Source organism: Pantoea sp. EA-12, assembly GCF_030053355.1.
Taxonomy (GTDB): Bacteria; Pseudomonadota; Gammaproteobacteria; order Enterobacterales; family Enterobacteriaceae; genus Pantoea; species Pantoea vagans_C.
In genome coordinates this window covers 39471-52788 of sequence record NZ_JASGBY010000025.1, presented here as the reverse complement: position 1 = coordinate 52788, position 13318 = coordinate 39471, and the positions used below count along the sequence as shown (strand labels likewise).

General features: G+C 53.5%; 12 protein-coding genes and 3 tRNA genes. 13 read left to right on the top strand and 2 right to left on the bottom strand.

From position 1 onward, the window contains the following. Nucleotides 1–94: 94 nt before the first annotated feature. The 6 genes from uvrY to QMZ30_RS24850 all read left to right on the top strand — a co-directional run bounded on the left by uvrY (nt 95) and on the right by QMZ30_RS24850 (nt 3881). Nucleotides 95–754, top strand: coding sequence for a UvrY/SirA/GacA family response regulator transcription factor (uvrY, locus tag QMZ30_RS24875; RefSeq protein ID WP_039328927.1), 660 nt, complete (start codon nt 95–97; stop codon nt 752–754). Next, a complete protein-coding gene (gene uvrC, locus QMZ30_RS24870; RefSeq protein ID WP_283229289.1) occupies nt 747–2579 on the top strand; it encodes an excinuclease ABC subunit UvrC in 1833 nt (610 codons plus the stop codon). Before uvrY ends, uvrC begins: the two co-directional genes overlap by 8 nt. 68 nt (nt 2580–2647) lie before the next feature. Then, nucleotides 2648–3196, top strand: a complete 549-nt coding sequence (gene pgsA, locus QMZ30_RS24865; RefSeq protein ID WP_039328924.1) for a CDP-diacylglycerol--glycerol-3-phosphate 3-phosphatidyltransferase — start codon at nt 2648–2650, stop codon at nt 3194–3196. A 396-nt stretch (nt 3197–3592) separates the two neighbouring features. Beyond that, nucleotides 3593–3668: transfer RNA gene (locus QMZ30_RS24860), tRNA-Gly, on the top strand. A gap of 42 nt (nt 3669–3710) precedes the next feature. Further along, nucleotides 3711–3784 (top strand) — tRNA-Cys (locus QMZ30_RS24855). Between the two features lie 11 nt (nt 3785–3795). Next, nucleotides 3796–3881: transfer RNA gene (locus QMZ30_RS24850), tRNA-Leu, on the top strand. Between the two features lie 133 nt (nt 3882–4014). Here the strand turns inward: QMZ30_RS24850 and QMZ30_RS24845 are convergent. Then, nucleotides 4015–5511: a SulP family inorganic anion transporter gene (locus tag QMZ30_RS24845; RefSeq protein ID WP_283229288.1), complete on the bottom strand. Its 1497-nt coding sequence runs from the start codon at nt 5509–5511 to the stop codon at nt 4015–4017. A 154-nt stretch (nt 5512–5665) separates the two neighbouring features. Further along, a complete protein-coding gene (locus QMZ30_RS24840; RefSeq protein WP_283229287.1) occupies nt 5666–5923 on the bottom strand; it encodes a biofilm/acid-resistance regulator YmgB/AriR in 258 nt (85 codons plus the stop codon). Nucleotides 5924–6408: 485 nt separating this feature from the next. Between QMZ30_RS24840 and QMZ30_RS24835 the strand changes: the two genes are divergently transcribed. The 7 genes from QMZ30_RS24835 to QMZ30_RS24805 all read left to right on the top strand — a co-directional run bounded on the left by QMZ30_RS24835 (nt 6409) and on the right by QMZ30_RS24805 (nt 13317). After that, on the top strand, nt 6409–6840 hold the full coding sequence (locus QMZ30_RS24835; protein ID WP_283229286.1) for a MarR family winged helix-turn-helix transcriptional regulator: 432 nt from the start codon (nt 6409–6411) through the stop codon (nt 6838–6840). A 2-nt stretch (nt 6841–6842) separates the two neighbouring features. Beyond that, entirely contained in the window at nt 6843–8522 is a 1680-nt protein-coding gene (locus QMZ30_RS24830; protein WP_283229285.1) for an MFS transporter, read from the top strand. Next, the gene (locus QMZ30_RS24825; RefSeq protein ID WP_283229284.1) at nt 8519–9607 is read left to right on the top strand and encodes an HlyD family secretion protein; all 1089 of its coding nucleotides are present in this window, start codon (nt 8519–8521) and stop codon (nt 9605–9607) included. Before QMZ30_RS24830 ends, QMZ30_RS24825 begins: the two co-directional genes overlap by 4 nt. Further along, nucleotides 9604–10974 (top strand): efflux transporter outer membrane subunit, encoded by a 1371-nt coding sequence (locus QMZ30_RS24820; protein WP_283229283.1) that lies wholly within the window; start codon nt 9604–9606, stop codon nt 10972–10974. The genes QMZ30_RS24825 and QMZ30_RS24820 overlap by 4 nt, the downstream gene beginning before the upstream one ends. A 231-nt stretch (nt 10975–11205) precedes the next feature. Further along, nucleotides 11206–11598 carry a hypothetical protein gene (locus tag QMZ30_RS24815; protein WP_418903602.1) on the top strand — a complete coding sequence of 131 codons (393 nt, stop codon included), beginning with the start codon at nt 11206–11208 and terminating at the stop codon, nt 11596–11598. A gap of 197 nt (nt 11599–11795) precedes the next feature. Continuing rightward, entirely contained in the window at nt 11796–12527 is a 732-nt protein-coding gene (locus tag QMZ30_RS24810; RefSeq protein WP_283229282.1) for a beta-ketoacyl synthase chain length factor, read from the top strand. Beyond that, entirely contained in the window at nt 12517–13317 is an 801-nt protein-coding gene (locus QMZ30_RS24805; RefSeq protein WP_283229281.1) for a lysophospholipid acyltransferase family protein, read from the top strand. The genes QMZ30_RS24810 and QMZ30_RS24805 overlap by 11 nt, the downstream gene beginning before the upstream one ends. Nucleotide 13318: the final 1 nt, after the last annotated feature.

The window sequence follows — 13318 nt, the reverse complement described above, 5'->3', positions numbered from 1 at the left end:
ATCTGCGTTACCAGATGTTATTTCCCCCGCAAACCCGGTAAGATGGCCTCCCAGTAATATATTTTCCCTTCACTAACCTGCGGAGTACGTCCCGTTGATCAGCCTGCTTCTTGTTGATGACCATGAACTGGTACGCGCCGGTATTCGCCGTATTCTTGAAGATATGAAGGGACTCGTGATTGCCGGGGAAGTGGCCTGTGGCGAAGATGCGGTTAAGTGGTGTCGCAGTAACCCGGTTGACGTGGTGTTGATGGACATGAATATGCCCGGTATTGGTGGCCTCGAGGCCACGCGGAAGATCGTGCGTTTTAATCCTGACATCCGCATTATCATGCTCACCATTCACACTGAAAATCCGCTGCCCGCGAAAGTGATGCAGGCCGGTGCTTCGGGGTATTTGAGTAAAGGTGCTGCGCCGCAGGAAGTGGTGAGTGCGATTCGCTCTGTGCATTCCGGGCAGCGCTATATCGCGTCCGATATCGCTCAGCAAATGGCACTCAGCCAGATCGAGCCGCAAAAAGCAGAATCTCCGTTCAGCTGTTTGTCGGAACGTGAATTGCAGATTATGCTGATGATCACCCGAGGGCAGAAGGTGACTGACATTTCCGAGCAGCTCAATCTTAGCCCGAAAACCGTTAACAGCTATCGTTATCGCATGTTCAGCAAACTGAATATCAGTGGCGACGTAGAGTTAACGCATTTGGCCATTCGTCATGGCCTGTTCAATGCGGAGCCATTAATCAGTAGTGAGTGACGTTTTCAACTCCAAAGCCTTTCTCAGCACCGTGACCAGTCAGCCCGGCGTCTACCGTATGTATGACGCGACAGGCACGGTGATCTATGTTGGCAAAGCCAAAGACCTCAAAAAGCGTCTGACCAGCTATTTTCGTACCCAAGTGGGCAGTCGCAAGACTGAGGTACTGGTCAATAACATTCATAATATTGATGTCACCGTCACCCACACCGAAACCGAGGCGTTGCTGCTTGAGCATAATTACATCAAGCTCTATCAGCCGCGGTACAACGTGTTGTTGCGTGATGATAAATCCTATCCTTATATTTTCCTGAGTGCTGACGCGCATCCACGCTTGGCCATGCATCGCGGTGCTAAGCATGCCAAAGGTGAATACTTTGGACCCTTCCCCAATGGTTACGCGGTGCGCGAAACCCTGGCCTTGCTGCAAAAAGTTTTTCCCATTCGTCAGTGTGAGAACAGCGTGTATCGCAACCGCTCTCGCCCCTGTCTGCAATATCAGATTGGACGCTGCCTTGGCCCCTGTGTCGCCGGTCTGGTGACAGAAGAGGAGTATCGACAGCAGACCGATTACGTCCGTCTTTTTCTTGCGGGTAAAGATGATCAGGTGATTAACCAACTGGTCAAACGCATGGAAGAGGCCAGCCAAGGATTACGCTTCGAAGAAGCCGCACGTCTGCGCGATCAGATTCAGGCGGTACGCCGTGTGACGGAAAAACAGTTTGTCTCGAATCAAGGCGACGATCTGGATGTGATGGGCGTGTCATTCGATGCTGGCATGGCGTGCTTGCACGTGCTGTTTATTCGCCAGGGTAAAGTGTTGGGCAGCCGCAGTTACTTCCCGAAAGTGCCTGCTGATACCGAATTAACCGAAGTGGTGCAAACCTTTGTCGGCCAGTTTTATCTGCAGGGGAGTGAAGCACGCACATTGCCCGCCGATATTTTGCTCGACTTCAATTTACCCGAACGTGAATTGCTGGCTGAGTCGTTGAGTGAGTTAGCCGGGCGTAAAGTGAACATCCAGAGTAAACCGCGTGGCGATCGCGCACGCTATCTCAAGCTGGCACGCACCAATGCCGCGACAGCATTAACCACTAAACTTTCCCAGCACTCGACTATTCAACAACGGCTCGCGGCGCTGGCGGCATTTCTTGAGCTTGATAGCATCAAACGCATGGAGTGCTTCGACATCAGTCACACCATGGGTGAGCAGACTATTGCCTCCTGTGTGGTGTTTAACCGTGATGGCCCACTGCGTTCAGACTATCGCCGCTATAACATTGAAGGCATCACGCCGGGGGATGATTACGCGGCGATGAATCAGGTGTTACGCCGTCGCTACGGCAAAGCGCTGGAACAAGACAAGATCCCGGATGTGATTATCATTGACGGGGGAAAAGGTCAGCTGGCGCAAGCGAAGCAAGTGTTTGCCGAACTGGATGTGCCATGGGATAAAGATCGACCCATTTTGCTGGGCGTGGCAAAAGGTAGCGATCGCAAAGCCGGGCTGGAAACTCTGTTTTTCGAAGCGGAAGGAGAGGGCGTCTCCCTGCCGCCGGACTCGCCAGCACTGCATGTCATTCAGCACATTCGTGATGACTCTCACAATCATGCAATTTCAGGGCACCGGAAAAAACGCGCAAAAGTGAAGAACACCAGTGCACTGGAAAGCATAGAAGGCGTAGGGCCAAAACGGCGTCAACAGCTGCTTAAGTACATGGGTGGCCTGCAACCGCTGATGAATGCCAGCGTTGATGAGATAGCCAAAGTACCGGGGATTTCCTTTGCACTGGCGGAAAAAATATACCACTCGCTGAAACACTAACGTTGAAACAGGGGGGGCAATGTAGGAACATACGTTAAATCCTACCCATACCAGACAGTTACTGGCATATGCAATTTAACATTCCGACGTGTCTTACCCTGTTTCGAGTTGTACTGATTCCTTTCTTCGTGCTGGCATTCTATCTGCCATTTCACTGGGCCCCCTTTGTCACCGCGCTGATATTTGTGATTGCTGCGATAACTGACTGGTTTGATGGCTTCCTTGCCCGTCGCTGGAAGCAGACCACGCGTTTTGGCGCGTTCCTGGACCCGGTCGCTGATAAAGTGATGGTGGCGATTGCGCTGGTGCTGGTGGCGGAACATTTTCACGCCTGGTGGATTACTTTACCTGCTGCCACCATGATTGCGCGTGAAATCATTATCTCTGCCTTGCGTGAGTGGATGGCGGAGATCGGCAAACGCAGCAGCGTTGCCGTGTCGTGGATTGGCAAAGTCAAAACCACTGCGCAGATGTTCTCACTGTTTGTCCTGTTGTGGCGCCCAGATGCCACTGTCGTCGGCGTCGGTGTGGTTGCGTTATACATCGCGGCGGTGCTGACCTTCTGGTCAATGTTCCAGTATTTGAGCGCAGCACGTGGCGATTTGCTCGATAGCTGATCGATACGATTCAAAAAGCAGCAAACGGACGCACTGCGTGGATAATTCTGTTGACTCATTGCGTCAGATAAGTAGAATGCATCGCATCGAACGGCAGCGAGTCTGCAAGAAGCTGAGTGAAATCAGTAAGTTCGGTAAGGCACGAAGTACAGAATCGAGTATTTCAGTTTGCAGCAAGGCGGCAACTGAGCGAGTACCATGGAGCTTACATCAGTAAGTGACGTGGTTGAGCGAAAGCAGCCAACGCAGCAGCAAATTGAAAGATGAAGTACAGAATCGAGTATTTCAGTTTGCAGCAAGGCGGCAATTGAGCGAGTACCATGGAGCTTACATCAGTAAGTGACGTGGTTGAGCGAAAGCAGCCAACGCAGCAGCAAAGTGAAAGACGAAGATTATGCGGGAATAGCTCAGTTGGTAGAGCACGACCTTGCCAAGGTCGGGGTCGCGAGTTCGAGTCTCGTTTCCCGCTCCAAATTTAGTGACCTGTTTCTAACGGGTGACATATCAGAATAAAGGCGCGTTGGCAGAGTGGCCATGCAACGGATTGCAAATCCGTCTACCTCGGTTCGACTCCGGGACGCGCCTCCAATTTACACCCTGCCCGGGTGGTGAAATCGGTAGACACAAGGGATTTAAAATCCCTCGGCTTATGGCTGTGCGGGTTCAAGTCCCGCCCCGGGCACCATATTTAGCAAGACCTAAAACCAAATAAAATCAAAGCAATATGCAGTAATGTCGTGACCGCCTAAGGGCGGTTTTTTTGTTTTTGTCGTGTTCAATATATCAATAGGGGAGGCCCTCAGGCCTCCCTAAAAAACTTATCCCAGATTGCCACTCAATCGATCGCGGAAATCGCTGCTGCGGTTATCTAATCCAATAAACTGTACCGCTGCGCCGTGACGCTGATAGCGATGCTCAATCGCATCGAGTGCCGCGACGCTCGACGCATCCCAGATTTGCGCATGCGTCAGGTCAATGGTGACGATTTTAGGGTCGTGACCGTAGTCGAAGTGTTCAAACAGATCGTTACTGCTGCCGAAGAACAGCGGTCCGCGTACGGCGTAATGCACCTGTTCACCGTCTTCACTCAACTTACGTTCAGCGTGGATAACGTGCGCGATGCGGCGTGCAAACAGCATCATGGCGAGAATGACACCAATCAGAACGCCCAGTGCCAGATTGCCTGTCCATACGGTGACGGCCACGGTGAGTACCATAACTGAGGTTTCGGACCACGGCATACGTTTGAGCGTTGCCGGTTGCAGACTATGCCAGTTCACTGTTTTGACAGCGACCACCATCATGATACCTGCCAGAACCACCATCGGGATCTGCGCCATAATGTGGCTCAAACCCGTGACCAGCAACAGCAGCACGATACCCGCTGCAATAGTAGATACTCGGGTACGCGCTTTGCCCAATTCCACGTTGACGATGGTCTGACCGATCATCGCACAGCCGGCAATGCCGCCATAGAATCCAGCAAGGATATTGCCCACGCCAAGAGCCCAGGATTCACGGCGTTTACCTGAAGGGGTATCCGTAATATCGTCAACCAGTTTCGCCGTGAGTAGCGACTCCATCAGACCAACAAAGGCAATACTTAGCGCTGTAGGCCAGACGATTTGTAGCGTTTGCAGATTAAAAGGGACTAACAACGTGGTAAAACCTGGAAGGCCCGCACTCATTGGCCCCTCATCGCCGACGTTGGGTACCCGATAACCCATCAGGAGCGCCACACCGGTGACCACCACAATCGCCACCAGCGGGGATGGAACGCTTTTCAGGATTTTTGGCAGTAACAGAACTATTGCCAGGGTGGCAGCAAACAGCACCCAAACCAATCCTGACTGCCCCCAAACGTGCGGGACTTGTGCAAAGAAAATTAATATTCCTAGCGCATTCACAAAGCCGATCATCACTGAGCGCGGAATATAGCGCATCATGCGGGATAATCCTGCCAGGCCGAAGATGATCTGGATAATGCCCCCCAGGATCACAGCCGGTAAGATGTACTCCACGCCGTGAACGTGCACCATCGGGCCAATGACCAGCGCTACCGAACCGGCTGCTGCGGTGACCATCGCCGGACGTCCGCCAAGAATGGAGAGCGTCAGGCAAAGTACGACCGAAGCGACCAGACTCACTTTGGGGTCGACGCCGGCTATAACAGAAAATGAGATGACTTCAGGAATCAGTGCCAGCGCGGTGATGACACCCGCCAGGCACTCTCGTGTCAGTAAAGCAGGCGAGCGTAGCACGCTGCCCACCGTGATATCGTTCACCGCTGGGGCGTGTTCAGTGGGTTGGCTCATAAATTTTGCAGGCTCTTTTATTATTTTGCGCATGCTGTCACGGCATGGCAGTAACCAGATGGAAATCAGACGAGGAAGATGTTAACTGGCAAAGCTGAAGGGTGCTAGTAAAAAGGGTAGGCAAATAAGCGTGATTCCGTCCCTGGAATCGATATTAAACCTGAATATCGTCTGGCGTTTTATTCACCACCAGTTCCAGTAAATGACGATAAACATCTAAGGTGATGACATCACTTTCCATTTCCAGACGCTGGATTAACGAAGCGATAATCGTCTTATTCGTCACCTGCATGCCACCCTGCAGGATTTCCGCAATAATTTGACCAAACACTTCCATCTCAACGCTGTCGCTGTTACCTGCAAGTTTAAAGTAGTCAGCGATGGCTTCGCTGCTGGTTGCAGTATTTTGCATGTGTGAAGCCCTTATGATCGGTCTGTTGGCAGAGATGCCTTCAGCTCCATGATGAAAAAATACGTGCGGACAGGCACGTATGACCCAAACTCATCAACCAACGCAAAAAAGACACCTCTGAAGGTGGAAATCCAATACACCTTCAGAGGCGACGCAATATGCATCATTCGTTACGGAGCCATTAGCTGGCTCACGGGAGGTAAAGTTATACAATTTGATGCAACTTGTACAAGTGATTTTTTGTGCATAACGTGCTAATCATTACAATACAGTAAGTTAACTGGATATCTGAGACTGAAAACTTATACAAAATGATTGTACAGCATCGATATCATCATCATGTTGTACAATAAAAAGGAAGAATAGAGCGTAGGGGATGTGCGTCATTGACGGTGGCAATGTAAGCAAACTTTTCAATGGCACTCGGCTTTGCTTATAATAACGCACCCGTTTAGTTAGAAACCTAACCATTAGGCTACTACGTTTTGAGCGACTATCCACAACCTTTTTCTCGTTTATTGCATCTCACAGCCCACGCATGGCGTTTGGCAGTGGATCGCCGCCTGAAAGAGAGCGGTCTGAGTATGAGCAGCTGGATGGCGATCGCCACCGTCGCCACCGCCAATGAACCGCCAACACAAAAAGCACTGGCACAACTGCTGGGCCTGGAAGAAGCGAGTGTGGTGCCTTTGGTCGATCGATTGGTCAAGCAGCAATTGCTGGCGCGCGTGCAGCCGAAAGAGGACCGGCGTAAACGTCTGCTGGTGCTGACAGAGCAAGGAAACGTGGCCTTTGCCGAGGTCAAAACACAGGCGGATGCCCTGCGTGCGCAACTGCTGGCGGACATCGACCCTGAAGCACTGGCCGTGACTGAAAAAGTGTTGCAACAGCTGCTGGCTAAATTGGGAAGCAGCTAGTCGTGGCCAAACGCAATCCCTATGCCCAGCGAGAGTGGCTGCCGCATGAAAAACCGATGCTGCCCGGCTCGCCTTCCACGCCACTCCATTCACCCTCGAAGCGGGTGGCATTTGGCATCATTGGACTGCTGATTTCCATTACTGGTGCACTCAGTAATGCGCTGGTCACCGCCAACCTCACCAATTTGCAGGGCACATTTGGTGCTTACACCAATGAAATCGCCTGGCTGCCTGCGGTTTATGTGATGGGTAATATCTCCATCAACTTGCTGTTAGTGAAATTCCGCCAGCAATTCGGGTTGCGCTTGTTCACCGAAGCTTTTCTGGTGCTGTACGTCATTGTGGCGTTCTTCCATATTCTTGCGAACGATCTTAGCTCGGCGATTATTGTTAGAACCGCACATGGTATGGTCGGCGCGGCACTCAGCTCGCTCGGCATTTATTACCAAATTCAGGCATGGCCAGCGAAACACCGGCTGAAAGCATTGGTGATTGGTATCACTGCCTCACAGTTGGCCATCCCTTTGGCTCGCCTGTTTTCGACTGAATTACTGCAGCTGGAGGAGTGGCGCGGTCTGTATCTGTTTGAACTTGGGCTGGCGTTGATTGCGCTGGGCTGCGTGCTGGTGGTTAAACTGCCGCCGGGCGATCGCATCAAAGCCTTCGAGAAGATGGATTTTGTCACCTTTATCCTGCTGGCTCCCGGTATGGCGCTGCTCTGCGGCGTGCTGTCGCTCGGACGCATTGAATGGTGGTTTACCACCCCCTGGTTAGGCATCTCACTCGCCATCTCTCTGGTGTTGATCGTCGCCGCCGTGGTGGTCGAGCACAACCGCGCCAATCCGCTGATTAATACCCGCTGGTTGAGCAACGGCATGATCGTCCGACTCGGCATTGTCATGATCATGATGCGTATTGTGCTGGCCGAACAGAACACCGGGGCCGTGGGCTTTCTGCAACAGCTTGGTCTGCTGAATGATCAGATGCGCGGTCTGGCGCTGGCCATTATTGCCGGGGTGATTTGTGGCATGGTGGCCAGTGCGCTGACAATCAAACCCACCCACCTTAGCTGGCCGATTGTCACTTCGCTGGTGGTGATGATTATCGCCTCGTACATGGATGCACAATCCAGCCCGCTGACGCGCGCCAATAATTTGTATATCAGTCAGTTCTTACTCGGTTTCAGTAGCGCATTCTTCCTTGCCCCGGCCATGTTGTTAGGGATAGGTGGCGTGGTGACGCAGCCGAAGAACCTGGTGAGTTTTGTTGTGCTGTTTGGTATGAGCCAAAACTTAGGCGGGCTGATTGGTGCAGCGATTCTGGGCACCTTCCAGACGTGGCGCGAGAAATATCATTCCAGTCTGTTGGGCGATCAGCTGTCACAGCTTGCCCCGAATGTCACCGAGCGGCTAAGCCAATACAGCGCGCTGTTCAGCAGCCAACTCTCAGATAATGTTTTGCTCAGCGCGCAAAGCACCAGCCAGTTACAAACGGTCGCCACGCTGCAGGCCAACGTACTGGCGTACAACGATACCTATTTACTGACCGCCGCCCTGGCGCTGATCACGCTGATATGGGTGTTATGGCGACTCTCACGGCTGCGCTTTATCAACTGGCGTCAGGCACGCCGTGATTTGACCGAGCAAAATCAGCAAGCTTTACATCATACGGAGAATTCATGAGCCAACAGGATGATCTTCAGGCTGCGGAACGCGAACGCGCCAACCGCCGACGTATCCTTTCCATCGCTTTCGGCAGCGGCATCGTCATTGTTGGCGTGCTGGTGATTTTGTATGCCTGGCAGCTGTGGCCGTTTACCAGTACCGTTCAATCAACGGAAAACGCCTACGTACGCGGCCAGGTCACCTTTATCAGCCCGCAGGTCAGCGGTTATCTCACCGATGTTCAGGTGGTGGATTTGCAACCTGTCACCAAGGGACAACTGTTGATGACCATCGACGATCGTATCTATCGCCAGCGGGTGCATCAGGCACAGGCGCAGCTGGATATGAAAATTGCGGCGCAAAACAACAACCAACAGCAGCGTCGCAGCGCCGAAGCCACCATCCTCAGTAATAAAGCCGCTCTGGAAAATGCAAAAGCGCAGGCGTTGAAAAGCAGTCTCGATCTTAAACGCGTTGAAAATCTGGCGGCGGATGGGTCATTGTCGGTACGCGAACGCGATGCAGCACGTGCGGCAAATGCGCAGGCACAGGCGCAGTTGCGTCAGGCCGATGCCCAGGTGGCGGTATCGCAGCAAAGTTTGCAGACCGTGGTAGTGAACCGAGGCTCGCTGGAGGCGGATGTGGCAAGCGCCCAAGCTGCGCTGGAGTTAGCCAATATCGATCTTGCCAATACGCGCATTATTGCCCCAGACAGTGGTCAGCTCGGGCAGTTATCCGTGCGCAAAGGCACCTACGTGACGGCCGGTACGCGGTTGACCTCAGTGGTGCCGGATAACAAATGGGTGATTGCCAACCTTAAAGAGACGCAGCTGGCGCGGGTGCGCCCTGGTTTGCCGGTGACATTGCGTGTCGATGCGCTAGAAGGCAAGCGTTACGAGGGCCGGGTTGAGTATATTTCTCCGGCTGCGGGCTCCGAATTCAGTGCCATTTCACCCGATAATGCCACCGGTAACTTCGTCAAAATCGCGCAGCGTATTCCGGTACGTATCCGCATTCTCGGTGACACCCATGAACTGCGTCCGGGGATGTCGGTGGAAGTGAATATTGATACCGCTGCCGAGCCGCATAAGGACGCCCCATGAAGCAGGTCTTGCTGGGGGCATTTATTGCGTTGATCCTGAGCGGTTGTGCCACTGAAGTCGAAAAAGCGCCGACGTCATTACCGATCCCTGATAGCTGGCGGCAGCAGGTGGGGCCGTCAGCCGCGCCAGAAGCACAGTGGTGGCAAAGCTTTGGGGACGAGAATCTTAATCGGCTGGTCAATCAGGCGTTGCAGCACAATAGCGATATCCTCACTGCGCGATCGCGAGTAGATCAATATCGCGCCCAGCTAAGGGCAGCACAGGGCGACAACTTCCCCACGCTGTCGGCGGGTGTGGCAGCCACCCATCAACGCGCCTTGTCAGCGGTGACAGGGCAGCCATATGAAAACGCCGTATTCCAGGGGCTGCTGCAGGCGAACTATGAGGTCGATCTGTGGGGCAGCCGCAGCAACAGCATTCGTGCCGCGCAGGCCTCGCTGGAGGCGCAGCGTGCCGCAGCCTCAGCCGCGGAACTCACTGTTGCCAGTTCGGTGGCATCGGGGTATCTGAGTCTGTGTGCGCTGGATGAGCAGTTGCGGGTAACCATCGCGACCCTGGCAACTCGTGAAAACTCACTCAATTTGGCGCAGCGTCAGTTTGAAACCGGCTACACCTCGCGCCTGGAGTGGATGCAGGCAGCATCGGAATATCAGACCGCCAAAGCGCAAATCCCCCAGTTACAGCATCAAATTGAGCAACAGGAGAATGCGCTGAGCGTGCTGGTGGGCATGAACCCACGTGAAATTGCCCGTAACAGCCAGTTTGACCATATCAAACCACAGACGCTGCCGTCGTTACTGCCGTCTCAGCTCCTTAATCGCCGCCCGGATATCGTACAGGCAAAGCGCCAGCTGATCGCCGCCGATGCCTCTCTGGCCGCAGCACAGGCCGATTTGTTACCGTCGCTGAATCTCACGGCCAGCGGCACGCTGCAAAGCTATCAACTTCATGAGCTACTGGATAACCCGTTCCGCCTGTGGAGCATTGGCGGCAGTATTCTGGCGCCGCTGCTCAACCGTGAAGCGCTGACGGCGCAGGTCGATGTGGCGATGGCCGCGCGTAATCAGGCACTTTACGGCTACGAAAAGGTGGTGCGAAGTGCCTTCTCCGAAGTGGATACCGCCATTGATGCCATTCGTCGCAGCCAGGAGCAGCTGGTTGAGTTGCAGAAGCAGGAAGGCTATGTATCAGAAGCGTATCGTATTGCGCGTAACCGTTATCAGAACGGTTACGCCTCTTACCTGGATGAACTGGATGCGCAACGCACGCTGTTCAGCACTCAGTTGAACATCGTCTCAGTGAAAAATACGCTGCTGCTGGCGCAAATCGATCTTTATCGTGCCTTGGGCGGCGGTTGGCGAGGTTAAATTTCATGCCGCAACCCCATTTTGCGGCATTTTTTTCGCTGTACAGCGACCAAATTCAGCTTTTCCCGTGGTATGAGACCGTTCTTAAGTTATTCGTGCTTTTTTTTACTTGTCTTTACATATAGTGGTATTATTTGCGCGCTTTACAAAGTCTGAACGGAATTGTGCATGTAGGTTTACTTGCACGGTCGCCGCCATGTGCGACTTGCTATGACAAGGGAAAAAAAGGAAATGATGAATAAAAAAGCTGTTTTCGCATTAGTCATTACCGCCGCGCTGATGAGCGGTTGCGCACCACGCACTGCGCCGATTCAAAACGTGAGCCAGACCGTGGGTCAGAGCTACTCCGATAGCCAGATGCAGCGTGCAATTGTGGAAGCAGGAGCGGCCAACCACTGGGTGATTTCCCCAGCGGGACCTGGCGTGATGAACGGCCAGCTGGCAGAGCGTGGTCATACTGCTGATATTCGTATCACCTACACCGCCAACAGCTATCGTATTGATTATGTCAGCAGTACCAATCTGAAAGCAGGCAGCGGCCAGATTCATCGCAATTACAACCGCTGGATTCAAAACCTGAACCAGGGTATTCAGACACGTCTCGCCGTTCAGGCAGTAAAATAAGCACCATGCATCACGGCTGACACATTGTTGTAAAGTTAGCTGCTATGCTGCCGAAATAGAAAACAGGCGGGCCAGGTGCCCGCCTTGTTAATCGGCGACATCCGCATGAGACGGATGACGGGAATAGAAAGCAAGCAGGGAAGGGATGCCGCACAGCGAAATCTGAACATCCCCGAGGCTGAAGAAAGAATACAGGTATGAAACTCGCTTACACCTTGGTTGACTGGCACGCGATAGCGCCGGGACATAGCACTGCTGACGACTGGCAGCGTTGGGCCGGGCATGCACCGATGCTGGACGCCACACAACCCATCGCGAAATCGCAATTTTTACCGATGATGACGGCGCGCCGCCTCAGCGCGGGCAGCCGTGCGGCAGTGGAGTGCGGCCTGGCACTGCTGGCACGTCAATCGGTTGATGCCATTGTCTTCACCAGCCGCCACGGTGAGTTAGAGCGCAATCTGCGGATTCTCACCGCGCTGGCTGAGCAACAGGCGCTGTCACCGACAGATTTCGCCATGTCAGTGCATAACTCGGCGGTGGGCAGCCTCACCATTGCTGCTCGTCAGCCACTGGTGTCGACCTCAATTTCCGCCGGTATCGACAGTTTCCAGCAGGGATTAGTCGAAGTGACTGCGTTACACCAGGCCGGTTATCAGCAAGTATTGCTGGTGGATTTCGAAGGTGTGGTGCCGGACTACTATCGTCCCTGGCTGCCGGAAATCGACCCGTTCAATGCGCCCTATGCAGTGGCGCTGCTGCTGAGTGCCGGAACCGGCTGGCGCTGCGAAAGCCAGGCGTCGAAGCCTGCAGCCTTCTCATTACCGCAAAGTTTACAGTTTCTGCACGCCATGATGCAGGGTAGCGATCGCGTCACTATCCCAGGCGAACGCCATCACTGGCATTGGGAGCGCGATAATGGCGGATAACGCTCTGTCTCAGCATCGTCGTGCTGGCTTCAATTACTATTGGCGGCTGGTGATGACCGCCGTCAGTTTCACGCTGTTCAGTGTGGGCGGCTTATTGCTCTCTGTCACCTGGTTCAATCTACTGCTGCTACTCCAGCGTGATGGCTTACGTCGCAGGCAAATTGCCCGTAGCAGCATCGCCTGGAGTTTCCGCTGTTTCCTGCGCTTTTGCCGCTTTGTCGGGGTTTACGATTACCAGATTATTGGGGCGGAGTTGCTGCGCAAGGATCAGGGATGCCTGATTGTGGCTAATCATCCCTCATTGATCGATTACGTGATGATTGCCTCGGTACTGCCAGAAATGGATTGTCTGGTCAAAGCTGAGTTACAGCGCAATGTCTTTTTTCGCGGCGTCATCAAGTCCGCAGATTACTTAATTAATAGCGAAGCCGACACGCTACTGCCAGACAGCCAACTGCGCCTGGCGCGGGGTGACACTATCCTGATTTTCCCTGAAGGCACGCGCACGCGCTACGGCGAGCCGCTGAAGTTGCAACGCGGTGCCGCCAATATTGCGGTGCGAGCGGGATGCGATCTGCGCGTGGTACATATTAGCTGCACACAGCGTATGCTCGATAAACAGAGCCGCTGGTATCAGATTCCGCTGGTTAAACCCCTTTTTACTGTACGCGTACAATCGCGTATTGATAGCCATGCCTTTTGTGAAGCCGATGAAGATGCGCAGCCGCTGGCTGCACGTCGCCTGACGCGTCACCTGCAACAGGCGCTGGTCCCTGAAGAGACGACGTAAG

Coding starts and splice junctions, on each gene's coding strand:
- pgsA (WP_039328924.1), top strand. CDS start 2,648: ATGCAATTTAACATTCCGACGTGTCTTACCCTGTTTCGAGTTGTACTG.
- QMZ30_RS24845 (WP_283229288.1), bottom strand. CDS start 5,511: ATGAGCCAACCCACTGAACACGCCCCAGCGGTGAACGATATCACGGTG.
- QMZ30_RS24840 (WP_283229287.1), bottom strand. CDS start 5,923: ATGCAAAATACTGCAACCAGCAGCGAAGCCATCGCTGACTACTTTAAA.
- QMZ30_RS24825 (WP_283229284.1), top strand. CDS start 8,519: ATGAGCCAACAGGATGATCTTCAGGCTGCGGAACGCGAACGCGCCAAC.
- QMZ30_RS24820 (WP_283229283.1), top strand. CDS start 9,604: ATGAAGCAGGTCTTGCTGGGGGCATTTATTGCGTTGATCCTGAGCGGT.
- QMZ30_RS24815 (WP_418903602.1), top strand. CDS start 11,206: ATGATGAATAAAAAAGCTGTTTTCGCATTAGTCATTACCGCCGCGCTG.
- QMZ30_RS24810 (WP_283229282.1), top strand. CDS start 11,796: ATGAAACTCGCTTACACCTTGGTTGACTGGCACGCGATAGCGCCGGGA.
- QMZ30_RS24805 (WP_283229281.1), top strand. CDS start 12,517: ATGGCGGATAACGCTCTGTCTCAGCATCGTCGTGCTGGCTTCAATTAC.